The following is a 22364-nucleotide window of genomic DNA, read 5'->3' as shown; positions in this document are numbered from 1 at the left end:
TCGCTCGCCTTGTGCGCCACGCTCACGCCTTCCTGGTCGCCACACATTCCGACACATTGCGTCGTCCGGGCGGCGATTCGCCCGTTCCGACACCTCTTCAAAGCAGTTTCAGGCCTCTCGAAGTATTGCCGCTGTGACGCACGCACACCTGAGAAGGACCTGAGTACTACGCAGCGTAGACCAAAGCGGGCACTGTCTTGTCGCGGGGTCACTTTCGACACTCCGCAGCGACCGCACCGGAAGCAACGACCTGTGGTTTTCCGTCCGAAACCGTCGACGTCGCGCGAGCGGGCGTCTGGGCGGAGCGCATGCGCCTCCTCAGTACCATCGATGGAACCCATCTCGGTACAGTGCATGAAACCAATCGCCCATGAATGGCACTGCACGCGGGGCCAACCCAGCTGCCTCCCAGGCTCCCTGGGCCACGCGTGCAATCCGAACGAGAGAAGGTTGCCGACACCGTGTGCGGACTGCTCGGATTCCTGACAGCTGATACGGCGACGACCGAGGTGGTCGATCAGGTGTACGACGCGCTGCACTGCCAGCGACATCGTGGCCCGGACGAGAAGGGCACCTGGCACGACGATCACATGATCTTCGGCTTCAACCGCCTGTCCATCATCGATATCGAGCACTCGCACCAGCCGCTGCGCTGGGGCCCCGCGGACAACCCGCAGCGCTACGCGATGACCTTCAACGGCGAGATCTACAACTACCTCGAACTGCGCGAGCAGCTGGCCGCCGAGCACGGCGCCGAATTCCCCGATGCCAAGATCTTCGCCACCGACGGTGACGGCGAGGCCATCGTGGCCGCCTTCCATTTCTGGGGCCCCGAGGCCGTGCGCAAGCTGCGCGGCATGTTCGCCTTCGCGATCTGGGACACCGAGACCTCGGAACTGTTCCTCGCGCGCGATCCGTTCGGCATCAAGCCGCTGTTCATCGCGACCGGCCCCGGCGGCACGGCCTTCGCCAGCGAGAAGAAGAGCCTCCTGGAGCTGCTGAGCCCGCTGGAACTGTCCGACGAGCTCGACCCGCGCGCACTCGAGCACTACACCGTGCTGCAGTACGTGCCGGAGCCCGAGTCGCTGCACAAGAACATCCGTCGCCTCGAATCCGGCAACTACGCCACGGTGAAGGTCGGCCAGGAGCCGGTCGTGACCCGCTACTTCCGTCCCGACTTCCGGGTTCGCCCGTTCGTCGCGGGTTCGGAGAAGGCCCGCTACGCCGAGATCGCCGCGGCGCTCGAGGACTCGGTCGCCAAGCACATGCGCGCCGATGTCACCGTCGGTTCGTTCCTGTCGGGCGGCATCGACTCCACCGCGATCGCCGCGCTGGCCATGCGCCACAACCCGAAGCTGATCACCTTCACCACCGGCTTCGAGCGCGAGGGCTACTCCGAGGTCGACGTGGCCGCCGAGAGCGCCGAGCTGATCGGCGCCCGCCACATCGTCAAGGTGGTCTCCCCCGCCGAGTTCGCCGCCGCGATCCCCGAGATCGTCTGGTACCTCGACGATCCGGTCGCCGACCCGGCGCTGGTCCCGCTGTACTTCGTGGCCAAGGAAGCCCGCAAGCACGTCAAGGTCGTGCTTTCCGGCGAGGGCGCCGACGAGCTGTTCGGCGGCTACACGATCTACCGGGAACCGTTGTCGCTCAAGCCTTTCGAGTACCTGCCCGCCGGTGCGCGCAAGCTGCTCGGCAAGCTCGGTGACAAGATCCCCGACGGCAAGCGCGGCAAGTCGCTGCTGCAGCGCGGCTCGCTGCGCCTCGAAGACCGCTACTACGGCAATGCCCGCAGCTTCAACGACGCCCAGCTGCGCGCGGTCCTGCGCGACTTCCGCCCCGAGTGGACCCACCAGGACGTCACCGCGCCGATCTACGCCCAGTCCGCGGGCTGGGACCCGGTCGCGCGCATGCAGCACCTGGACCTGTTCACCTGGCTGCGCGGCGACATCCTGGTCAAGGCCGACAAGATGACCATGGCCAACTCCCTCGAACTGCGCGTGCCGTTCCTGGACAACGAGGTCATGCGCGTCGCCGAGGGCATCCCCTTCGACCAGAAGATCACCAAGGAGACCTCGAAGTACGCGCTGCGCCAGGCCCTGGACGGCATCGTCCCCGACCACGTCCTCAACCGCGCCAAGCTCGGCTTCCCGGTCCCGTTGCGCCACTGGCTGCGCGGCACCGAACTCTACGACTGGGCCGAAACCCAGATCGCCGAGTCCCAGACCGACCACCTGCTGCACAAGCCGGCCATCCTCCAGATGCTCCGCGACCACAAAGCAGGCGTCTCGGACCACAGCCGCCGCCTCTGGACCGTCCTGGTCTTCATGGTCTGGCACGGCATTTTCGTCGAAGACCGCATCAAGCCGGAGATCCAGGAACCGACTTACCCGGTCTCGCTGTAAAACCCACAGAAACGCCCCCTGGATCGAAAGAAGATCCAGGGGGCGTCCGTGTTCCGTACGTCAGAGCAGGACGGCCAGTTCGTCGGCGGCGTCGGTGCCGTAGGCCTTGGTCAGGCGCTCGAGGGCGTCTTCGGTGTTGAGGGTCCATTCCTGGGTGCCGGTGGTTTCCAGGATGAGTACGGCGATCAGGGAGCCGAGCTGGGCGGCGCGTTCCAGGCTCAGGCCCGCGCGGTGGGCGGTGAGGAAGCCGGCGCGGAAACCGTCGCCGACGCCGGTCGGGTCGACCTTCGATACCTCTGGCACCACGCCGACGCGGACCTCGGTGCCGTCGGCATCGACGACGAGCACACCTTCGGAGCCAAGTGTGGTGACCCGGATGCCGACCTTGGCGGTGATGTCGGCTTCGCTCAGGCCGGTCTTCTGCTGCAGCAGCGCCCACTCGTACTTGTTGGTGAACAGGTAGGCGGCCCCGTCGACCAGCTCGGCCGCCTGCTCACCGTCGAGGCGGGCCAGCTGCTGGGACGGGTCGGCGGCGTAGGCGATGCCCTGTGCCTTGGCCTGACGGGTGTGCGCGACCATTGCCTCGGGATCGTTCGCGCCGACCAGCACCAGGTCGATATCGTGCGCGGCGGCGATCGCGGCGATGTCGATATCGCGCGCCTCGCTCATCGCACCGGGATAGAACGACGCGATCTGCGCCATCGTCTCATCGGTGGTGCACACGAACCGGGCGGTATGCGACGTCGCGGAGACATGCACCGCGGAGCAATCGACGCCGCTGGCCTCCAGCCACTGGCGGTACTCGGCGAAATCGGCCCCGACGGCACCGACGAGCACCGGACGCTGCTTCAGCAGACCCATCGCATAGGCGATATTGCCCGCCACTCCGCCACGGCGGATCTGCAGATCGTCGACGAGGAAGCTCAAGGACACATGATCGAGTTGATCGGCGAGCAGCGCATCGGCGAACCGGCCGGGGAAGCGCATGAGGTGGTCGGTGGCGATGGATGCGGACACGGCAACAGACACGAGGCAGGGCCCCTTCGACGCTAGAGGTAGGAAAACAGAAAGTCCGGGATCACCCGATCCCGGACTTCAACGTTAGCAAGCGCTACCGCCTGTGGTTCACCTGTTCGCTACCTCGCCACGCAACCACAATGTTCCCGGGCGTGCCCAGGAAGGCGAGGTTACGGCGCCGCTAACCCGCGGCGCCGAACATCAGTTGAACGAATCGCCGCAGGCGCAAGAACCGGTGGCGTTCGGGTTGTCGATGGTGAAGCCCTGCTTCTCGATGGTGTCGACGAAGTCGATCGAGGCGCCGTCGATGTACGGGGCGCTCATGCGGTCGACGGCCAGCTTCACACCGGAGAAGTCGACGACGATGTCGCCGTCGAGGATGCGATCGTCGAAGAACAGCTGGTAGCGCAGACCAGCACAGCCACCGGGCTGCACGGCGATCCGCAGGGCCAGATCGTCACGACCCTCCTGGTCGAGCAGCGCCTTCGCCTTGATGGCGGCAGCGTCGGTCAGCGTCGCACCGTGGGTCTCGGTGGCGGTCTCGTTCTGCACAGTCATGGACACTCCTAGTTCGACTCAGCCCGTCAACGGACCTCAGGTGCACAGCGCACGACTGATTCCAACGCTGTCGCAGCAACTGCTATTCCTATTTTGCCACCCTCGGCGCAGCCAGTAGACGCCACCTGGGTGCTTGCGCCCACACTACGCCCTGTTACGGCGTGATCTGCGTCGCAGACCAGCCGGTATGAGACCGGCCCCACCGCTGAGCGGACCGCATTTCCCGATGGTCGGCATCATCGAATAGCCTGGTGAACGTGAAATTGTTCCGTCGCGACGAGTCCAGCACCATCGACGAGTCCGTCGACCCGTCGGTGTCCGGCTCCGAACAGGCCGCCGCCACCGCTTCGACCACCCCCGGCAAAGGCAAGCCGACGCCGAAAAGGCGTGAGGCAGAAGGCAAACGGCGCGGCCCGGTCGCGCCCGCCCCGCTGACCGCCAAGGAAGCCCGCGCCCGCCGCAAGGCCGTCAAGGGCACCAAACAGGATCGCAAGGCCGCCGCTGCCGACCGCCGCGCCGCCGTGCAGGACCGCCGCGCCCGCATGCTGGCCGGCGAGGACAAGTACCTGCTGCCCCGCGATCAGGGCCCGCTCCGCGCCTACGTGCGCGACCTGGTGGACGCGCGCCGCAACCTGGTCGGCCTGTTCATGCCGATGGCACTGGTGCTGATCCTGTCGATGTTCGTGGCCCCCGGCCTGCAGACGATCGTCACGCTGGCCATGCTGGTGATGATGGTCTTCATGATCATCGAGGGCTTCGTCCTCGGCAAGATCGTGAACAACCGGGTGATCGAGCGGTTCCCCGACACCACCGATACCGGCTTCAAGCTCGGCTGGTACGCCTTCGTCCGCGCCTCCCAGATCCGCAAGATGCGCGCCCCGAAGCCGCGAGTCGGCCCCGGCGACGCGGTGTAATTTTGCGGCTGGCGCCGCGAGTTTTCGGCCTCGTAACCCCGGATCCGAGGGGCGATACTCCGGCTTCGCCGTTACGTCTCGCCCCTCGGATCCGGGGCGGCCGAAAACGTGGTGGTCGGATCGGGAGTCCGTAGGTGGTTGCGGAAGGCTCGGCGATTCGCTCGTGAGGGTGGTCGCTCTCACCATTCACGTTCAGTGGTGACTAGGGCGGATGTAACCGGCGTAGCCGGCGATGGCTTTGAGTTCGGTGTCCATGCGCTGGGCGTCGCGGTCGATGATTCCGGTGGAGCCGGCGGTGCCGCGGCCGATCAGTACGGCGAGTCCGATGATGACGGTGATGACGATCAGAAAAGTAAGCATGGCAGTAATTTTGCGCTCGATGATTTTCAGCCAAAAGTGGCAGCCCTGTCATTGTGCGTAAAGATTCAGCCAGCTACGATGAGTCATGCTCTCGACGGTTGCCGTAGTACTCAACGACCGGCTCGCCATGTTCGAATTCGGTGTGGTCTGTGAGGTTTTCGGCCTCGACCGCACCGCCGACGGCCTGCCCGGCTTCGACTTCCGGGTCTGCGGCGCCGAGCCAGGCAAGCCATTGCGCTCCACCACCCCCGGCATCTCCGTCACCCCCGACTTCGGCCTCGACCAGCTCGCCGACGCCGACCTGGTCGCCATCCCGGCCTCCCCGATCGGCCGATACGACGATCGAGTGCTCGAGGCGGTGCGCGACGCCGCCGACGCGGGCGCGACGGTGCTCACCGTCTGCTCGGGTGCCTTCCTGGCCGGCGCGGCGGGCCTGCTCGACAACCGCAAGTGCACCACCCACTGGCGCTATGTCGACCAACTCGCCGCGATGTTCCCCGAGGCCACCGTCGACCCCGACGTCCTGTTCGTCGACGAGGGCAACCTGATCACGAGCGCGGGCACCGCCGCGGGCATCGACGCCTGCCTGCACCTGGTCCGCCGCGAGATCGGCACCGCCGCCGCCAACGGCATCGCCCGCCGGATGGTCGTCCCCCCGCAACGCGACGGCGGCCAGCGCCAGTTCATCGAGCAGCCGGTCCCGGAGTGCAGCTCCGCCGGCCTGTCCACCACCCTGGCCTGGCTCACCGAGAACCTCGCCCACCCGCACACCGTCGACGAACTCGCGGCCCGCTCGAGCATGTCCACCCGCACATTCGCCCGCCGCTTCGCCGCCGAAACCGGCACCACGCCCGTCAAATGGCTCACCACCCAGCGCGTCCTGTTCGCCAAGCACCTGCTCGAAACCACCGACATCGCCTTGGAACGGATCGCCGACGAGTCCGGCTTCGGCTCCGGTGCGCTACTACGTCACCACTTCCAGCGCCAGGTCGGCATCGCCCCCACCGAATACCGCCGCCGCTTCGGCGGCGCCTGAGTCAGCTGCTCGCGCGCAAGCCGAGGCCGATCGCGCCAGCGATGAGGTGGATGCGGTTGCGCATGGCTACCTCTCGAGATTGCACTCTTCTTTTCACATCGCGAAAACCATTGGTGAACAGCACAGTTCCCCACGTGCCGGGTTGTAGAGTGTCCGCGTCAGCTTGACTGGGCCATCCGCTGCTGGTCAGCTGACTGCGTGTTCTACACGCGGGGACGTTCTGGCTGGTTGAAAAAAGCTCTCACGGTGGTCGCTACGGCGACCGTCCTGTCGATCGGGGTGAGTCCGGCCGACGCGGCACCGGTATCACGCACGCCCGCAGGCGGTTTCGAGGAACTGATCGTGCCGTCCAGCATGGGCCCGATCAAGGTCCAGGTGCAGTGGGCAGCGCGAGGCGGCAGCGCCGCGCTGTACCTGCTCGACGGCCTGCGCGCCCCCGCGGACCACAGCCAGTGGACCACCGACACCGACGCGCTGCGTCAATTCGCCGGTGACAACGTCACTTTGGTGTTCCCGGTCGGCGGGCACTCCAGTTTCTACACCGACTGGTACCGGCCGAGCAGCACCAACGGTCAGAAGTCGACCTACAAATGGGAAACGTTCCTCACTCGCGAACTCCCCGATTTCCTTGCAGGGTACGGGGTTTCGCGCACGAACAACGCCATCATCGGCGCGTCCATGGGCGGTAACGCCGCACTGACCCTCGCGGCCCACCACCGCGACCAGTTCCGCTTCGCCGGCTCGTTCTCCGGTTTCGTCAACCCGACCTACCCGATGTGGAACGAAGCCATGCGCGTCGCCATGCGCGACGAGGGCAATTTCAACGTCGACGACATGTGGGGCCCGGCGAGCGACCCCGCGTGGGCCCGCAACGACGCCACCAACCAGCTCGAACGGCTGCGCGGCCTGCCCCTCTACGTCACCACCGGCAACGGCATCCCCGGCGCCGCCGACGTCCCCTTCGGCATCGGCAACACCCTCAACGCGATGAGCCTCGAGGCGATGACCGTGGTCGCGGCCGGTATTTTCCGCGACCGCGCCACCGCCCTCGGCGTCTCTGCGCGCGTCGACGTCGTCAACGGCACCCACACCTGGCCGTACTGGCAGCAGGCCCTGACGAACGCGCGCCCGATGGTGCTGGACGCGCTCGGCGTGCGCTGAGCGGACACTCCTCCATGGCCGATTCGACCACGAAACCATGTGCCCAGCGTGGTGATCTCCGCGCGGTGATTGCTACCGTGCGGGCATGCCAGCGCCGACCCGCACCCTAGTTCTCGGCGGCGCGCGCTCGGGCAAGTCGGCCTTCGCCGAGAACCTGCTGACCGACGCGCCGACCGTTCGCTACCTGGCGACCGCCGTCCACGATCCCGCCGATCACGACTTCGCCGACCGGATCGCCCTCCACCGCGACCGACGCCCCGCGCACTGGACGACCGTCGAGAACACCGAGCCCGCAACGGTTCTCGCCACCGCGTCGGCTGCGACGCTGCTCGACGACATCGGTACCTGGCTCACCGCGCGCCTCGACACGCGCAACGCGTGGGACGCACCGCGCGGCACCGTCGCCCCCGATTGCGCCGCGCTCGTCGAGGCCGTCGACGCCTACCGGGAGCGGTTGGTGATCGTGTCGCCCGAGGTGGGGATGGGGATCATCCCGGCAACCCGGTCGGGACGGCTGTTCCGTGACGAGATCGGCACGCTGAATCAGCAACTCGCGCGGGTGTGCGACGAGGCGTATCTCATCGTGGCCGGGCTGCCACTTCGATTGAAATGAGGCGGGTCGGTCGGCGCCGCGCGCGGTGATCCGGGCAAGATGAGTGCCGAACACCCGACTTTCGAAAGGCTCGCCAGTGACTCACGGATTCGACCCGGTCGTGGCCCCGGACGCACAGGTGCGCGTGGCGGCCGAGCAGCGTCAGACGCAGCTCACGAAGCCGGCCGGATCGCTGGGGCGGCTCGAGGAACTCGGCAACTGGGTCGCGGCCTGCCAGGGCACGTGCCCACCCGAACAGTTCGAACGGGCCCGCGTGGTGGTGTTCGCGGGCGATCACGGTGTGGCCAAGCACGGCGTCTCGGCGTACCCGAGTGAGGTCACCGCCCAGATGGTCGCCAATTTCCTGGCCGGCGGCGCTGCCGTGAACGCACTCGCCGCGGTGGCGGGCGCGACCGTGCGAGTCGTCGATATCTCCGTCGACGGAGATACCGATCCGTCGGTTTCCCAGCACAAGGTGCGCCGCTCGAGCGGTTCGATCGACCGCGAGGACGCCCTCTCCGACGCCGAGGTCACCGCCGCACTCGCCGCGGGCCGGGCGATCGCCGACGAGGAGATCGACTCCGGCGCCGACCTGCTGATCGCGGGTGACATGGGCATCGGCAACACCACCCCCGCCACCGTTCTCATCGCCATCCTCACCGGCACCGAACCTGTTTCCGCCGTTGGCCGCGGCACCGGCGTCGACGACCAGGGCTGGATCCGCAAGGTCGCCGCCATCCGCGACGGCATGCGCCGCGCCCGGCCCGTCGCCACCGACCCCGTCGACCTGCTGCGGGTCGCCGCGGGCGCCGACTTCGCCGCCATGACCGGTTTCCTCGCCCAGGCCGCCGTCCGCCGCACCCCCGTCCTGCTCGACGGCGTCGTGGTCACCGCCGCCGCCCTGGTCGCCGAAGACCTCGCCGCGGGCGCGAAAGCCTGGTGGCTCCCCGCCCACCGCTCCACCGAACCGGCCCACGACCTGGCCTTGAAGCACCTGCGCCTGACCCCGCTGATCGACCTCGAGATGCGCCTCGGCGAAGGCTCCGGCGCGCTGATCGCCCTGCCGATCCTGCGCGCCGCCGTCGCCACCCTCGCCGAGATGTCGACCTTCGCCGACGCGGGCGTGAGCACCGCCGCCGCGGAATCGGACACCGTCGACCTGGCCAAGTGAACACGTCGCGTTCCGTCGCCGAGTCGCCCGCTCGGATTCACCACCCGGACGCCGCGGCGACCTCGTCATGAACGCCATGAGACTGGCCGTCTCCTGGCTCACGGTCATCCCCGTGCCGGGACCAGCGAAGGTAGACCGTGGCATCGCAGGCCACGCGATCACTCTCGCCCCCCTCATCGGCCTCGCTCTCGGGGCGGTAGTCGCGGGCGCTTCCTGGCTGCTGATCAGCGCCGGATCGACCCCCCTCCTCGCCGGCCTGCTCACCGTCGGGCTCCTCGCGCTACTCACCCGCGGGATGCACCTCGACGGCCTGGCCGACACCGTCGACGGGCTCGGTAGCTACGGCCCGCCGCAGCGCGCCCGCGAGATCATGAAGTCCGGCGGGGCGGGCCCATTCGGGGTCGCTGCCCTCATTTTCGCCATCGCCATCCAATCGGTGGCCTTCGCGGCGCTGGCCGAACAGCACCGCTGGCTCGCGATCGTCCTCGCCGTCGCCATGGGCCGAGTCGCCGTCGTCCTGGCTTGCCGCACCGGCATCCGCGCCGCCCCCGACGCCGGTTTCGGCGCGTTGGTCGCAGGCACCCAGCCGCGTGCTGTCGCGCTGATCTGGCCGGCGCTCGCGGTCGTCACCGCCGCCGCGGCCATCCCAGACAACCTCTGGCTCGGCCCGGTTGTCGTGCTCGCCGCCCTCGCGCTGACCGTCGCGATCACCCGCCATTGCGTCCGCCGTTTCGAGGGTCTTTCCGGCGATATTCTCGGAACAGTCGTCGAAATCACGGTTTCGTTTGGCGCAGTGGGGTTCTCGCTGGCGTTATAGCCGAACGACCGGTCACAGCAAACTCGGACTGGTCACAAGTCCAAGATATCGGGAATTGTGCGCTCCCACAGACCGTCCGGTCATCGGTACTCGGGTGCGCCCCCAGCACACCGGTGGCAATAAGGTGGAGCACATGTCATCCGAGCGCCTCTACTTCCGCCAGCTGCTGTCCGGCCGGGATTACGCCGTCGGCGATCCGATCGCGACACAGATGCGCAATTTCGCGTACCTGATCGGCGATCGGGAGACCGGCGAGACCCTGCTGGTCGACCCCGCCTATCAGGCGGCCGACCTGGTCGACGTCGCGGCAGCCGACGGCATGCGCGTATCCGGCGTGCTGGCCACCCATCACCATCCCGACCACGTCGGCGGCACCATGCTCGGTTTCACCCTCGGCGGCGTGGCCGAACTGCTCGAGAAGACCAGCGTCCCCGTACACGTCAACAAGCTCGAACTCGACTGGGTAGCCCAGACCACCGGCATCGCCCCCAGCGAACTGACCGGCCACGACCACGGCGACAAGGTCACCGTCGGCGCCTTCGACATCGAGTTACTCCACACCCCCGGCCACACCCCGGGCAGCCAGTGCTTCCTGTTCGACGGCCGCCTGATCTCCGGCGACACCCTCTTCATCGACGGCTGCGGCCGCACCGACTTCCCCGGCGGCGACTCCGACGAAATGTTCCGCAGCCTCCGCCAACTAGCCGCCCTCGACGGCAACCCCGTCGTCTACCCCGGCCACTGGTACTCCGAAGCCCCAAGCAGCGCACTGGCTTCCCTCCGCAACACCAACTACGTCCTACGCCCGAAGTCCCTCGCCGAATGGCAAGCCCTGATGCCGGGATAACACCCCCGAAAAACCCCAGATCCGCCATGACCGCACTCCCAGCCCCCCACCCGCGACCCATAGGGAGCGGCGGCCACGAAGTGGCCGGTCGCGGCCGGGTCGCCGGTTAGGCGCCGGGGCGTAGGCGACGAAGGAGCAAGCCCCGGTGCCTAACCGGCGGCCCCTCGGGGCCGCGACTCGAGCGCGCCAGCGCTCCAACAAACACAGCCAGCGCCTCTAGGACTACTCAAACCCCAGAGCACTGCCAAACCCGTCCCCGCCTACAGAGCCCGCATCCACCCGTGCGTATCAGCAAAAGTACCCCGCTGAATCCCGGTCAACGTATCCCGCAGCGCCATCGTCACCTCACCGGGTTCCCCACCGCCGATAGCGAATTCACCCTCAGCGGACTTCACCCAGCCGACCGGCGTGATCACCGCAGCCGTCCCACACGCGAAAACCTCACTGATCTCCCCGGTTTCGGCACCCTTGCGCCATTCCTCCACCGAGATCTTGCGTTCCTCCACCGGGTAGCCGGAGTCGGCAGCCAGCGTGAGCAACGAGTCGCGAGTGATACCGGGCAGCAGCGAACCCGACAGTTCCGGCGTCACCAGTCGCGCCGCCGAGCCGGTACCGAACACGAAGAACAGGTTGTTGGTGCCCATCTCCTCGACATAGCGACGCTCACAGGCATCCAGCCAGACAACCTGGTCACAGCCTTCGTCGGTAGCCTGCGCCTGCGCGAGCAGCGACGACGCGTAGTTGCCCGCCACCTTCGCCTCGCCGGTGCCACCGGGCGCCGCGCGGACGTATTCGTTCGACAACCACACCCGCACCGGCTTCACCCCACGCGGGAAGTATGCCCCGGCGGGCGACCCGAGCAGCAGGTACTTGTACGCCGAAGCAGGCTTCACGCCGAGCCCAGCCTCGGTGGAGAACATGAACGGCCGCAGGTACAGCGAATCCTCGCCACCGGCCGCGGGCACCCAGTCCGCGTCGACATCGAGCAGCTGGCGCACGGATTCGACGAACAGCTCCTCGGGCAGCTCCGCCATCGCCATGCGCGCGGCCGAGCGACGGAACCGCGCGGCGTTGGCATCGATGCGGAAGGTCGCGATCTCGCCGTTCGGCTGACGGTAGGCCTTGAGCCCTTCGAAGATCGCCTGACCGTAGTGGAACACCATGGTCGCCGGGTCCATCGAGAGCGGGCCGTATGGTTCGACGCGTGCGTTACCCCACTGGCCGTCGGCGTAGTCGATCGACACCATGTGATCGGTGAAGAACCGCCCGAAACCCGGGGCCGCCAGTACCTGGTCCCGCTGCTGCGCCGGAGTGGGCGCGGGGTGCGGAATACGGGTGAACTGTGCGGCGACTGTCATGATGCGATCCTATCCGGGCCGGTTTCTGGTACTGAAACTACTTGGTTTTGGTGTCGACGAACGGCGGCTTGACGACCTTCGCGCGCAGCTTGCGCCCGCGCACGTCGACCTCCACCTCGTCGCCGGGTTCCAGCTTCGCGTCGGTGTCGAGCAGCGCCAGCGCGATGCCGACCTTGAGCGACGGTGAGAACGTCCCCGAGGTGGTCTCGCCGACCGGCGCGCCGTCCCGCAGCACGGTCTGGCCCTGCCGCAGCACGCCACGATCCAGCGCCTCCAGCCCCATCAGCGTACGGCGCGGGCCGTCGGCCTTCTCCTGCGCGAGCGCGGCCTTACCCCAGAATTCCGGCTTCTGCCAGCCCACCGCCCAGCCGGTGCGGGCCTGGTTCGGGGTGATGTCGAGGGACAGTTCGTGCCCGTGCAGGGGATAGCCCATCTCGGTGCGCAGGGTGTCGCGCGCGCCGAGTCCGGCCGCCTGGCCGCCCGCCGCCTCGACCTGCGCGATCAGCGCACGGAACACCGGCTTCGCGTCCGCCCATTTCGGCAGCAGCTCGTAGCCGTGCTCGCCGGTGTAGCCGGTCCGGCACACGCGCACCGGGCGACCCTCCCACTCGGCGTCGGCGTAGGCCATGTACTCCATCTCGGTGGGCAGGCCGAGCGCCGTCAGCACCTCGGTGGCCTTGGGACCCTGCACCGCGAACACCGCGTAGTCACGATGCTGGTCGGTCACGGTGATGCCCGTGGGCGCCACCTTCCGCAGCTCCGCGACCACCGCCGCGGTGTTCGCCGCGTTCGGCACCAGGAACAGCTCGTCGTCGCTGACGTAGTAGGCGATCAGGTCGTCGATCACGCCGCCGTCTTCGGCGCAGCACAGCGTGTACTGGGCCTTACCCGGCCGGATCCGGCCGAGGTCGTTGGTGAGCGCCGAGTTCACGAACGCCGCGGCGCCCGGCCCGGCGACCGTCGCTTTGCCGAGGTGGCTCACGTCGAACAGCCCGACGGTGGTGCGCACCGCGGTGTGCTCGCCGACCGTGCCGCCGTACTGCACGGGCATCTCCCACCCGCCGAACGGAGCGAAGGTGGCTCCGAGCTCGACATGAACAGCGTGGATGGGGCCCTCGAGCAGCGCGTCGTCGGTCATGGGCAGAGCTTATCGGGCCGTCGCCGCGCCGCGCGAAGCCCCCGATCACCGCCCGGAGCCCCAGCAATTGGGGGCCGCGCTCGATGCCCGGCGAGTGCAAGGATCTGCCGGTATGAACACACGAAAGCTCGGCGCCGCCATTGTGCTCGCCACCGCGGCAATGCTGCTCGGCAGTCCCACGGCCCTCGCCGATACCGGCAGCGCCGACCCCTTGGCATTCCTCGGCCCCTCCGGTTCGGGCGGCGGAATCAACCTCGGCTGCATTCTCGAGTCGCTCTCGGGCGGACCGGCCACCGCCGACTGCAATCCGGTCCAGATCCCGACGCCATAGTCCGCGACCCGGCATCGTGCGGCCTGCGTTCCAGCGGGCGGCCGATCGGGCACAGCGCCACCCCTGCCGACGAGGGGTGTACGGGTGGCGCGGTCCGCATCGAAAGAGACTGACGGACAACGACGGTAGGGTTCTCTGTGTGAGTGAGCTACCCCGCGCCCGATTCGGTCACGTCGCCACGATGGACGACACGATGAGCCGAGCGGTGTCCCGGATCCCGGAATCGGCGGTCGATCGCGGGATGCTGCATCTGACCCGGTCGGCCAATACCGGCGGTCTGTGGCTGGCCGTCGCGGCGGCGCTCGCGCTGCAGCCGGGCCCGCCACGGCGGGCCGCGCTGCGCGGTGTGATCGCGCTCGGCGGCAGCAGTTTCCTGGTGAACCTCGTGCTCAAGACGCTGATCCCGCGCCGCAGGCCACCGGCCGAACTGATGCCGCTCGGCCGCAGGCTGGTCGCCGCACCGGTGTCGTCGTCCTTCCCGTCCGGCCACAGCGCCAATGCCGCCGCCTTCGCCACGGCCATCGCCCTGGAGAGCCCGCGCACCGCACTCGCGGTGGCGCCGGTGGCCGCCGCCGTCGCCTATTCGCGCATCCACACCGGCGCGCACTGGCCGTCCGATGTCCTGGTCGGCGCCGGCGTCGGCACCGCTGTCGCCCTCACTACCCGACGCTGGTGGCCGATCCGCGAATCCGACGAGGCCGACGCGCACGTGGTGCACGGCGCCCCGATCCTCGCCGACGGCAAAGGCCTTGTGCTGCTGGTGAATCCGCGCTCGGGCGATTCTTCCTACGACCCCACTGCCGACATCGCCGAAGCTCTGCCCGCGGCCACCCTGGTACGCACCGAACCCGGCCGTGACGCCGCCGAGCTGCTGCAAGAAGCCGTTGACGCCGGGGCCAACCCGACCGAGGAGCTCGGTGTCGCGGACCGCGCGACAGGCAGCGCCGGCGCGGCCCGTTCGGCGAATGCCCGCACCTCGGTCCTCGCCGTCGGCGCGGCAGGCGGCGACGGCACGATCGCCGCGGCCGCGGCCGTCGCGATCCGCAGCAAGTTGCCCCTGGTCGTCATCCCGGCCGGCACCCTGAACCACTTCGCTCGCGACCTCGGTGTCTACGACCTGCGCGAAGTGGCCGATGCCACCGGCGCGGGCGAGGCTGTCGAAGTCGACATCGCCGCAGTCGAATTCGAGACCTCCGACGGCCCGCACACCCACCACCTGATCAACACCGCCAGCATCGGCGCCTATCCCGAGCTGGTGCGCCTGCGCGAGCAGTGGGAGGACCGCTGGGGTAAGTGGCCCGCGTTCGCCGCGGCCCTCGTCGTGACGCTGCGCCGCGCCGAACCGATCCACATCCGCATCGACGACCGCTGGCACGACATGTGGTTCCTGTTCATCGGCAACGGCCCCTACCACCCGCACGGCGCTGTGCCCGCCTTCCGCTCCCGCCTCGACGAGGGCCTGCTCGACGTGCGCTGGCTGCGTGCCGACGTCCGTTTCTCCCGCACTCGCGCCGTCATCGCGCTGATGCTCGCCGCTATCGGCCACAGCCGCGTCTACGGGGAACGCCAGATGCACGAACTCACCGTCACGTCGAAAACCCCCGTCGCCGTGGCCGCCGACGGCGAGGTAGTAGGCATCGCCACCACTTTCCGCTTCGGCGTAGCGGGCCGGGTCCCGGTCTATCGCCGCGACGAAGACAACCCCCGCTGGGAAAACCGCCCCCGCCCGCACCACCGCCGCCCGCTGGCCTGGCTCACCGACCGCCGTCGCTGACCGCGACCGGCAGTAGCATCACCTCGCGTGTCACCCAGCGTCAGACCCAAGTTCGCCGCGCAACGCAATGCTCGGTGGTCCACTTTTCGCCACGAACGGGCGGTGCTGGCAGTCGTGCACAACGTCACCGCCGCGACGCGACTGTTCGACACGCTGCCGATCCTCGCCGAGGACCCCCGGCTGCGTATCGCCTTCACCTGCACCGGATCATCGGCCTTCGATCGCGGCACGGTGGAATTCCTCGAACAGCGTGGCGTGTTCTGCATCAGCTGGCGGGACGCTCGGCGGTTCTCTTTCGATTTGGCACTTTCCGCGAGTTATGGCGGAAAGCTCCACGAAATAGAAGCTCCGCTCTTTGTCGTCCCCCATGGAATGGGATACAATAAATATCTGAACAAAGAAACAAAGAAACAAAGAAACAAAGAAACAAAGAAACAATTCGGTATTCGGTTTGTCGGCGGAGTGGCTCACGCGTGACGGCGCACTCGTCCCCACCGCGATCGTCCTGTCGCACATCGAGCAGCGCAACCGCCTGATCAGCGCCCTCCCCGCCGCGGCGTCGAACATCATCGTCGCCGGCGACATCTGCTTCGACCAACTCTCGGCGAGCCTGCCGTTGCGCGCGAGTTATCGACGCGCGTACGGTCTGCCCAGCCATCGCAAACTGGTAGTGATCTCGTCCACTTGGGGCGAGAGTTCACTCCTGGAAAAGCACCCCGACTTGCCGCGAAGAATCGCCGAGTCCCTCCCGGTCGACGAATTTCGCATCGTGCTCGCCCCGCACCCGAATATCGTCGCCGAGCATTCCTCCTGGCAATTCGGTAGATACCAGGCCGCGGCGACACGGGCCGGTGTCCACGTGCTCGACGACGTCGACGAATGGAAGGCCGCCGTGCTCGCCGCCGATCTTGTCGTCGGTGATCACGGCTCGGTGCCGTTCTACGCCACCGCGATCGGCATCGCGCCCCTCCTCGCGACGGTAGCCGACCACACCGTCGACCCCGGCTCGCCGATCGCCGGATTCCTCGCCGCCGCACCGGCATTGGAGCATGACGGCGACCTCGCACAGCAAATTCGCACAGCGATAGCCGCGCACACGGCGGACCGCTACACCGCGATCACCGACCTGACCACCTCCCGACCCGATGCGAGCGCGTCGATCCTGCGCACCGTGATGTACGAGGCGATGGGGCTATCCGAGCCGACGATCCCCGCCGAATTGTGCGCGGTCTCGCTGCCGACGGCGCCCTTATCCGACACCGAATCACATCTGGTACAGGTGAATTCGCCCCGGCGTGGTGCCGCCGACGTCGTGCGCTACCCCGCCGAGCGCCTGCGCACCGGGACGGATCTCCCCCGCGGCGCGCATCTCGCGGTGAGTGTCGTCGAGCCCAGCCACCGCTGGCTTCGCCTGGCCGACATCATGATCGGGCTGCCCGGAGCGAACACCGCGGGCTGGATCGCCGACACACTGCTCGGGCTTCCCGGCTGCCGTCTCGCGACGGCGCCGGACGAATCCGGTGGGTGGCTGCTCGGCGACGGAAGCACGCTCCTCTCGGTCACCGGCTCCGACGAAGTCTGCCGGGTGTTCGCGTCCGTCGCTCAGCGCCGGATCAGCGGCGGCGACGCACTGGCGGATCTGAGCGGCGAGTGGAAGATCAACTGCGGCGGCGTCGAGCACACGGTGCACGTATCAGAGGTTCCGCGGCCGGATAGCTCGTCGGGTGCATGATCCGCGGGGCCAGCACTGCGGCGACTACTGACCGGACGCCTCATCGAGCAGTACCCGGGCCCGCTGCGCCGACGAGGTGAGCCCGAGCCGGTCGTAGGCGGCCACTGCCCGCTCGAGGTGCGCACGAGCCGGGACCGATTCCCCGCGACGCAGGGCGATTCCGGCCAGCGCGACCGCGATCTCGGCCTGATCGAACCCCCGCCCGCGGGCCACCATCATCGACAGCGCCAGTTCCAATTCTGTTGCCGCGGCGTCGAGTTCGCCGAGCTCGGCCAGCTTTCGCCCGCGCCAGTACTTCACCTTGGCCTCGTTGTCGGCCTCGTCCGCGGGCTCCGCGGCGAAGCCAGGCCCGGCGATGTCGAGCAGCGCCAGCGCGGCCTGCGGTGACTCGGCTTTCGCCAGATGGAAGGTGGCCAGCAGGATCCGGCGCCGATCCGCGATCTGCTCCGCGAGCTCGGCATTGCGACGCAACAGATCTCGAGCCTCGGTAACTCGTCCCTGCTCGAGCCGGACCAGTCCGAGTCCTTCCACCGCACTGGCTTCCAGATCCGGCCTCGGCACTTCCTGGGCCCCCGCGGCGAATTCGGCGGCGGCGAGCTCGAGATCGCCCGCCCACACGTGGCCGAAACCGAGCTGGGTGTGCAGCAGACTCACCACATCCGGTCTCCCTGCCCGCGCCGCCGCGGCCAAGCCCCACCGGTGCAGAACGCGCAGGTCGTCGAGGATTTTCTCCTTCTCGTAGAACGCCCACAGCAGCACCGCCCACCGCTGCGGAAAGTGCTGATCGCCGTGGTCCTCGAGAAATTCCGCCGCGGCGAGAATCGCGTTGCGTTCGCGCCACAACCACGCCCGCGCTCGGTCGGCACTGTCGAATTGCGCACTGGCCGCGCCACTTTCCCCCAGTAGCAGGCCGCGCCACGGCCGGGCGGGCGCGATGAGGGTGTCGGCGGCGAGGATCTGGCGGTCGTAGAACTCGACGAGCCGATATTCGTCGGCAAGGCGGTCGGGCGCCGCGCGATCGTCGACCTCGGCCGCGTGCCGGCGCACCAGTTCGCGAACCCGGTATCGCCGATCGGATTGCGGCTCGACCAAGTACATGTCGGTGAGCTCGATCAACAGTTCGGCCACCACGGGTTCCGGCAGGTCGAGCACCGCTGCCAAGGAGACGGCACTGACACTGCCACCGTGCGCGCGCAGACCGAGCGCGCGGTAGCACCGGCGGGTCGGCTCCGGCAGTGATCGATAGGCAGCGCCGTACACCCGCTCCAACGACAGGGCGGTGCGTCTGCGCGTCTCGTCACGCAGCCGGTCGACGGTGTCTGCCAGCGGTCGATCGATCCGATGACTCGCGGCGCGGCACACCATCGTGGCGACGATCCGAAGTGCCTGCGGCAGCCGGTCACACAGCGCGATCAGTGCGGTCACCGCGTCGGGTTCGGCGGCGCACCGTGCCGAATCAGCGATCGATTCGAGCAATTGCCGCGCGGCGATCTCGTCCATTCGCTCGACCACGAACAGTTCCATTCCCGTCGCGTCGACCGGCGCAGCGGGACGTGCTTCGGTCACCACCACCAGCGACGATCCCTCGCCCGGCAGCAAGGCCCTGACCTGCTGCTCGGTGACCACCCCGTCCAGGAACACCACCATCGACCGATTCCGGGTCAGCGCACGGTAGCGCGCCTCGCGCGCACCACGCCGGGTGGGAATGTCGTCTGCCGACTCACCGAGTCCGCGCAACGCGAGGCCGAGTACGTCGTCGGGGTGGTCGGGCTGTTCGGTCCCGCCGAAAGCCAGGTAGAGCTCGCCGTCCGCGTAGTACTGGCGCATCCGGTGGGCCAGTTCGATACCGAACGCGGTCTTCCCGATGCCGGGTTCGCCCGCCAGTACCACCGTCCGATTCCCCGGACCGCCCGCGAGCACCGACTCGGTCACCGTCGCCATCAGTCGTTCATGGTTGACGAAGGGGCGAACACGTTCCGGCAGTACGAAATTCGACATTCTCTCCCACCCCCAGCGACGTGTCTGGATAGTACAGTGCGAATCGATGAGAATACGCGCCGTCCTCCTGGCCATCGGTGTCATCGCCGGTGCGGCCGTACTCCTGTACCTGATCTACCGGTTACCGAACCTGCTTGCCGAGGACAGGTTCCGCGAACTGGGACCCAAGGACCGCCTCGACGCCACCGCCGCGCTGCGCACCCAGTTCGCCGCGTTGATCGGGACCCCGATCGCCCTGGTAGCGCTGCTCTATACGGCCCGAAAGTTCCTGCTGGACAGAGACAAACAGGACATCGATCGATTCAGTACCGCCGTCGCCCATCTCGCGGCCGACGACCCGGTCACCCGATCCGGCGGCATCTTCGCGCTCCAGCGGCTCATGGAGGACGCCCCACGCGAACGAGAACGCGGCCGTCGACTACTGGCCCGCTATCTCCAGCAGCGGACCGCGAACGGTGAATTCACCAGCGCTCCAGGCGATCTGGTCGATGCCGTGGCTGTGCTGCGCAGTCAGCTCACCAGCCGTCACCGCACGCTCGGCCTCGACCTGACGGCCGTTCGACTCCCCGCCGCCGACTTCGGTGACGCTCGGCTCCCCGGAGCACTGCTGTCCCGGGCCGACCTGACCGGAGCGCGACTCCGCGGCGGCGACCTACGCGAGGCCGACCTGTCCGCGGCCAATCTCACCGGCGCGGACCTGCGCGACTGCGACCTCACCGGGGCGTCACTGCGCGGCGCCCGCCTCAACGACGCCCAGCTGTCCGGCGCACGGCTCGCGGGCGCCGACGTGACCGGCGCGGTCTTCACCGGCGCCGATCTACCCGCGGCCGCACGCCGCGGTCTAGCTGCCGGCGAGGCGATCGGGCTCGGGTCCTCCCCCGCGGACACGCAGACCCCGGCCGCCGCGCTACCCGACGCGTGACCTGAGCAACACCCGGCGGCTGCTTCTTCACAAACGCGTCTCACCTCGATCACCATCGCCCACAACAGCCTTGCGCCGCGAGCGATGGGTACCGAGGATGGACAGATGAGCTCGCCGGACGGGGGACGTCCGATCACCGCAACCGAAGCTGCCCGCCGCTGGGACCCGTGGACCCCGAGTGTGGTGGCCGCCCGTCTCGCGACCTGTCGCGCACCGTGGGCTGTCGCGGGCGGTTGGGCCCTCGATCTGTTCGCTGGCGCGATCTCGCGGGCGCACGATGACATCGAAATCACCGTCCCCCGAACAGATTTCCCCCAGATCGCCGATGCCTTCCCCGAATACGAATGGGACGTCGTCGGCGACGGCAAGCTCTGGCCGTACTCCCGAGCTGCGAATCACCCAGAACTCCACCAGACCTGGCTGCGTGATCCCTTCACCGGCGCCTTCCATCTCGACGTCTTCCGCGAGCCGCACGACGGCGATACCTGGATCTGTCGCCGCGACCCCACGATCACCCTCCCCTACACCGAACTCATCCGCACCACGGCCAACGGCATCCCCTATCTGATTCCCGAGGTCGTCCTGCTGTTCAAGGCAAAAGCCAACCGTCCCAAGGACGAGGCCGACTTCCGCCGCATCGTCGCGCTGCTTCCGGCGCACCGACTTGCCCGCCTGAACTCGTGGCTGACCCAGCTCCATCCGGGCCACCCGTGGTCGACCGAGATCTGCGTGCCCGCGATCGGCTCACCACCGACGGAATAGCTCGCCTCCACCGATGAGCCGAACTCACCCAGCCATCCGACACCAATCCCCGCGATAGTCGGCCCAATCCTGCGGTGTCGCAGCGAAATCCACATACAACGCCACGCCGAAGTTCGCCCGGCCCACCGCGGTTTCGGTCAGCCCGAGCCGAATCCCCCGCACCGCGGCGGCCACCGTCTCGGCGGCACCGTGATGACCCGGATCGTCGGCCCAGAACGCGGGCGCCCCCATCAGCAGGTCGACGTCGTCCGGCGTCACCTCGGCGGCCAGTTCGGTCTGCTGCGCCACATACCCGCTGTACAGCGCCCGTGTCGGCATCGCGGTGTCATAGGACATCACCGCCACCTGATCGACTCGACGAGCCACCTCGGCGAAATAGGCCTGACTCCACCACTTTCCGTGATCGGCGATCGCCAACCCCACCGAATGCAAACCCGGCAGCGGATCGATCACCGGTGCCGACACCGACAACGGGACGCGCGCCGCCGAGGTCACCGCACGGGTGGCGTCGAGCAGCGCGAGAAATCCCGGCGACCCCGATCGAATCGGTTCGAGGTCGTAGTGCACCCCGTCGAACCCATAGGCCAGCACCCGCCGCGCCGACGCCACCACTCGCTCGCGCGAGGCCGCCGATTCCACATCCAGCCCGTCGAATTCGGGCTGCACGATGTCACCCAGCCACGACTGCACCCGGATCCCCGGCAATCGCGCGTGCACCGCGTCGACGAACCATTGCGCGCGCGGCGCCAGCTCGTCGCGCAGACTCCCGTCGTGCTCCAGCGGCCCCGTGTGCACATACAGATCCCGCACCCCGGTACCCGCCAGCAACCGCGCCAACCCGTCGATATCGGCATCGGTCTTACGCCCGTCCACCCAGGCATGCCCGAGCCACACCGCGTCCTTACCCCTGGTCCGCGCCTGTTCAGACTGCTCGCCGACGTTGTACACCAGCAACGCCGTGACCACTCCGGCCACCGGCAGCGACACCACGACAACCAGCGCGAGCGCGATCACCGCACCCCGCCTCCACCACGACCACGCCCGCCATTTCCCCCGCATGAATCCCCCTTGTTCGAAGAATCCCGATCCTACCGGCAGGTACCGACAAGCTGATTTCCGGCAAATCGCCCACCCATGAAACACTGTGCGCCGCTAGATGATTGATCGGAGAACAATGAAATACGTCCTCACCCTCGGTTCCGCTGCCGTCGCGGTCTTCGCGATGGCGATCGCGACCCCCGCCGTAGCAGGAGCGCAGTCATCGGACTGCCACGACTCCTACTCCCCCTGCCTACCCATCGTCAGTGACGTCGACTGCGAGGGCGGCAGCGGCAACGGGCCGGTCTACACCGGCCGGGTACGGGTGATCGGACCCGACGACTACGGCCTCGACCGCGACGGGGACGGCATCGGCTGCGAGTGAACAGCGCGAAGGGCGTGCGATGAACGACATCGCACGCCCTTCGTGGTC

The 22364-nt window shown here is 68.1% G+C and carries 22 protein-coding genes; 15 read left to right on the top strand and 7 right to left on the bottom strand.

The features are described 5' to 3' along the window. The first annotated feature begins 461 nt into the window (after positions 1–461). Complete coding sequence (gene asnB / locus ACQHI0_RS04330; protein WP_427909073.1) at positions 462–2405, top strand: asparagine synthase (glutamine-hydrolyzing); 1944 nt, start codon at positions 462–464, stop codon at positions 2403–2405. A 60-nt stretch (positions 2406–2465) separates the two neighbouring features. On the opposite strand, the gene ACQHI0_RS04325 is transcribed toward asnB, so the two are convergent. Both ACQHI0_RS04325 and ACQHI0_RS04320 read right to left on the bottom strand, forming a co-directional pair. Continuing rightward, positions 2466–3392 carry a carbohydrate kinase family protein gene (locus ACQHI0_RS04325; protein WP_427909072.1) on the bottom strand — a complete coding sequence of 309 codons (927 nt, stop codon included), beginning with the start codon at positions 3390–3392 and terminating at the stop codon, positions 2466–2468. A 231-nt stretch (positions 3393–3623) separates the two neighbouring features. Then, positions 3624–3980 (bottom strand): iron-sulfur cluster assembly accessory protein, encoded by a 357-nt coding sequence (locus ACQHI0_RS04320; RefSeq protein ID WP_266299384.1) that lies wholly within the window; start codon positions 3978–3980, stop codon positions 3624–3626. A gap of 257 nt (positions 3981–4237) precedes the next feature. Between ACQHI0_RS04320 and ACQHI0_RS04315 the strand changes: the two genes are divergently transcribed. Next, positions 4238–4894: a DUF3043 domain-containing protein gene (locus ACQHI0_RS04315; protein ID WP_427906633.1), complete on the top strand. Its 657-nt coding sequence runs from the start codon at positions 4238–4240 to the stop codon at positions 4892–4894. 192 nt (positions 4895–5086) lie between these two features. Here ACQHI0_RS04315 and ACQHI0_RS04310 read toward each other — a convergent pair whose 3' ends face one another. Continuing rightward, the gene (locus ACQHI0_RS04310) at positions 5087–5254 is read right to left on the bottom strand and encodes a hypothetical protein (protein ID WP_427906632.1); all 168 of its coding nucleotides are present in this window, start codon (positions 5252–5254) and stop codon (positions 5087–5089) included. Positions 5255–5339: 85 nt separating this feature from the next. Here ACQHI0_RS04310 and ACQHI0_RS04305 point away from each other — a divergent pair, with 85 nt between their 5' ends. The 6 genes from ACQHI0_RS04305 (at position 5340) to ACQHI0_RS04280 (ending at position 10878) form a co-directional block, all read left to right on the top strand. Further along, positions 5340–6290: a helix-turn-helix domain-containing protein gene (locus tag ACQHI0_RS04305; protein ID WP_427906631.1), complete on the top strand. Its 951-nt coding sequence runs from the start codon at positions 5340–5342 to the stop codon at positions 6288–6290. A gap of 246 nt (positions 6291–6536) precedes the next feature. Then, positions 6537–7451: an alpha/beta hydrolase gene (locus ACQHI0_RS04300; protein ID WP_427906630.1), complete on the top strand. Its 915-nt coding sequence runs from the start codon at positions 6537–6539 to the stop codon at positions 7449–7451. Between the two features lie 85 nt (positions 7452–7536). Then, complete coding sequence (gene cobU / locus ACQHI0_RS04295; protein ID WP_427906629.1) at positions 7537–8064, top strand: bifunctional adenosylcobinamide kinase/adenosylcobinamide-phosphate guanylyltransferase; 528 nt, start codon at positions 7537–7539, stop codon at positions 8062–8064. 76 nt (positions 8065–8140) lie between these two features. After that, positions 8141–9214, top strand: a complete 1074-nt coding sequence (gene cobT, locus ACQHI0_RS04290) for a nicotinate-nucleotide--dimethylbenzimidazole phosphoribosyltransferase (protein ID WP_427906628.1) — start codon at positions 8141–8143, stop codon at positions 9212–9214. Positions 9215–9281: 67 nt separating this feature from the next. After that, entirely contained in the window at positions 9282–10031 is a 750-nt protein-coding gene (locus ACQHI0_RS04285; RefSeq protein ID WP_427906627.1) for an adenosylcobinamide-GDP ribazoletransferase, read from the top strand. Between the two features lie 133 nt (positions 10032–10164). Beyond that, a complete protein-coding gene (locus ACQHI0_RS04280; RefSeq protein WP_427906626.1) occupies positions 10165–10878 on the top strand; it encodes an MBL fold metallo-hydrolase in 714 nt (237 codons plus the stop codon). A gap of 260 nt (positions 10879–11138) precedes the next feature. Here ACQHI0_RS04280 and ACQHI0_RS04275 read toward each other — a convergent pair whose 3' ends face one another. Continuing rightward, positions 11139–12236 carry a branched-chain amino acid aminotransferase gene (locus tag ACQHI0_RS04275; RefSeq protein WP_427906625.1) on the bottom strand — a complete coding sequence of 366 codons (1098 nt, stop codon included), beginning with the start codon at positions 12234–12236 and terminating at the stop codon, positions 11139–11141. A gap of 37 nt (positions 12237–12273) precedes the next feature. Then, entirely contained in the window at positions 12274–13374 is a 1101-nt protein-coding gene (gene gcvT / locus ACQHI0_RS04270) for a glycine cleavage system aminomethyltransferase GcvT (protein WP_427906624.1), read from the bottom strand. Between the two features lie 112 nt (positions 13375–13486). Here gcvT and ACQHI0_RS04265 point away from each other — a divergent pair, with 112 nt between their 5' ends. The 4 genes from ACQHI0_RS04265 (at position 13487) to ACQHI0_RS04250 (ending at position 17211) form a co-directional block, all read left to right on the top strand. Then, positions 13487–13705 (top strand): hypothetical protein, encoded by a 219-nt coding sequence (locus ACQHI0_RS04265; RefSeq protein ID WP_427906623.1) that lies wholly within the window; start codon positions 13487–13489, stop codon positions 13703–13705. Between the two features lie 139 nt (positions 13706–13844). Beyond that, on the top strand, positions 13845–15479 hold the full coding sequence (locus ACQHI0_RS04260; RefSeq protein ID WP_427906622.1) for a bifunctional phosphatase PAP2/diacylglycerol kinase family protein: 1635 nt from the start codon (positions 13845–13847) through the stop codon (positions 15477–15479). Positions 15480–15506: 27 nt separating this feature from the next. Continuing rightward, entirely contained in the window at positions 15507–15956 is a 450-nt protein-coding gene (locus tag ACQHI0_RS04255; protein WP_427906621.1) for a hypothetical protein, read from the top strand. Continuing rightward, positions 15931–17211 carry a hypothetical protein gene (locus ACQHI0_RS04250; RefSeq protein ID WP_427906620.1) on the top strand — a complete coding sequence of 427 codons (1281 nt, stop codon included), beginning with the start codon at positions 15931–15933 and terminating at the stop codon, positions 17209–17211. Before ACQHI0_RS04255 ends, ACQHI0_RS04250 begins: the two co-directional genes overlap by 26 nt. A gap of 24 nt (positions 17212–17235) precedes the next feature. Here the strand turns inward: ACQHI0_RS04250 and ACQHI0_RS04245 are convergent, their stop codons facing one another. Continuing rightward, positions 17236–19209, bottom strand: coding sequence for a hypothetical protein (locus ACQHI0_RS04245; RefSeq protein WP_427906619.1), 1974 nt, complete (start codon positions 19207–19209; stop codon positions 17236–17238). Positions 19210–19255: 46 nt separating this feature from the next. Between ACQHI0_RS04245 and ACQHI0_RS04240 the strand changes: the two genes are divergently transcribed. Beyond that, positions 19256–20131, top strand: a complete 876-nt coding sequence (locus ACQHI0_RS04240; protein WP_427906618.1) for a pentapeptide repeat-containing protein — start codon at positions 19256–19258, stop codon at positions 20129–20131. Between the two features lie 105 nt (positions 20132–20236). After that, positions 20237–20893 (top strand): nucleotidyltransferase domain-containing protein, encoded by a 657-nt coding sequence (locus ACQHI0_RS04235; RefSeq protein WP_427906617.1) that lies wholly within the window; start codon positions 20237–20239, stop codon positions 20891–20893. Between the two features lie 24 nt (positions 20894–20917). On the opposite strand, the gene ACQHI0_RS04230 is transcribed toward ACQHI0_RS04235, so the two are convergent. After that, positions 20918–21952 carry a hypothetical protein gene (locus ACQHI0_RS04230; protein ID WP_427906616.1) on the bottom strand — a complete coding sequence of 345 codons (1035 nt, stop codon included), beginning with the start codon at positions 21950–21952 and terminating at the stop codon, positions 20918–20920. A 115-nt stretch (positions 21953–22067) separates the two neighbouring features. Between ACQHI0_RS04230 and ACQHI0_RS04225 the strand changes: the two genes are divergently transcribed. Next, positions 22068–22316, top strand: a complete 249-nt coding sequence (locus ACQHI0_RS04225) for a hypothetical protein (protein WP_427906615.1) — start codon at positions 22068–22070, stop codon at positions 22314–22316. Positions 22317–22364 lie beyond the last annotated feature (48 nt).

It is taken from the genome of Nocardia sp. FBN12, from assembly GCF_050320175.1.
In the GTDB taxonomy this organism is placed as follows: Bacteria; Actinomycetota; Actinomycetes; order Mycobacteriales; family Mycobacteriaceae; genus Nocardia.
The sequence above is the reverse complement of the archived record's forward strand: the minus strand, read 5'-3'. Positions and strand labels throughout refer to the sequence as shown.

What these genes read in the sequence shown, in the direction of transcription:
- ACQHI0_RS04325 (WP_427909072.1), bottom strand. Translation starts at nt 3,392, where the DNA reads ATGCGCTTCCCCGGCCGGTTCGCCGATGCGCTGCTCGCCGATCAACTC.
- ACQHI0_RS04320 (WP_266299384.1), bottom strand. Translation starts at nt 3,980, where the DNA reads ATGACTGTGCAGAACGAGACCGCCACCGAGACCCACGGTGCGACGCTG.
- ACQHI0_RS04310 (WP_427906632.1), bottom strand. Translation starts at nt 5,254, where the DNA reads ATGCTTACTTTTCTGATCGTCATCACCGTCATCATCGGACTCGCCGTA.
- ACQHI0_RS04305 (WP_427906631.1), top strand. Translation starts at nt 5,340, where the DNA reads ATGCTCTCGACGGTTGCCGTAGTACTCAACGACCGGCTCGCCATGTTC.
- cobU (WP_427906629.1), top strand. Translation starts at nt 7,537, where the DNA reads ATGCCAGCGCCGACCCGCACCCTAGTTCTCGGCGGCGCGCGCTCGGGC.
- ACQHI0_RS04285 (WP_427906627.1), top strand. Translation starts at nt 9,282, where the DNA reads ATGAACGCCATGAGACTGGCCGTCTCCTGGCTCACGGTCATCCCCGTG.
- ACQHI0_RS04280 (WP_427906626.1), top strand. Translation starts at nt 10,165, where the DNA reads ATGTCATCCGAGCGCCTCTACTTCCGCCAGCTGCTGTCCGGCCGGGAT.
- ACQHI0_RS04275 (WP_427906625.1), bottom strand. Translation starts at nt 12,236, where the DNA reads ATGACAGTCGCCGCACAGTTCACCCGTATTCCGCACCCCGCGCCCACT.
- gcvT (WP_427906624.1), bottom strand. Translation starts at nt 13,374, where the DNA reads ATGACCGACGACGCGCTGCTCGAGGGCCCCATCCACGCTGTTCATGTC.
- ACQHI0_RS04265 (WP_427906623.1), top strand. Translation starts at nt 13,487, where the DNA reads ATGAACACACGAAAGCTCGGCGCCGCCATTGTGCTCGCCACCGCGGCA.
- ACQHI0_RS04245 (WP_427906619.1), bottom strand. Translation starts at nt 19,209, where the DNA reads ATGTCGAATTTCGTACTGCCGGAACGTGTTCGCCCCTTCGTCAACCAT.
- ACQHI0_RS04240 (WP_427906618.1), top strand. Translation starts at nt 19,256, where the DNA reads ATGAGAATACGCGCCGTCCTCCTGGCCATCGGTGTCATCGCCGGTGCG.
- ACQHI0_RS04235 (WP_427906617.1), top strand. Translation starts at nt 20,237, where the DNA reads ATGAGCTCGCCGGACGGGGGACGTCCGATCACCGCAACCGAAGCTGCC.
- ACQHI0_RS04230 (WP_427906616.1), bottom strand. Translation starts at nt 21,952, where the DNA reads ATGCGGGGGAAATGGCGGGCGTGGTCGTGGTGGAGGCGGGGTGCGGTG.
- ACQHI0_RS04225 (WP_427906615.1), top strand. Translation starts at nt 22,068, where the DNA reads ATGAAATACGTCCTCACCCTCGGTTCCGCTGCCGTCGCGGTCTTCGCG.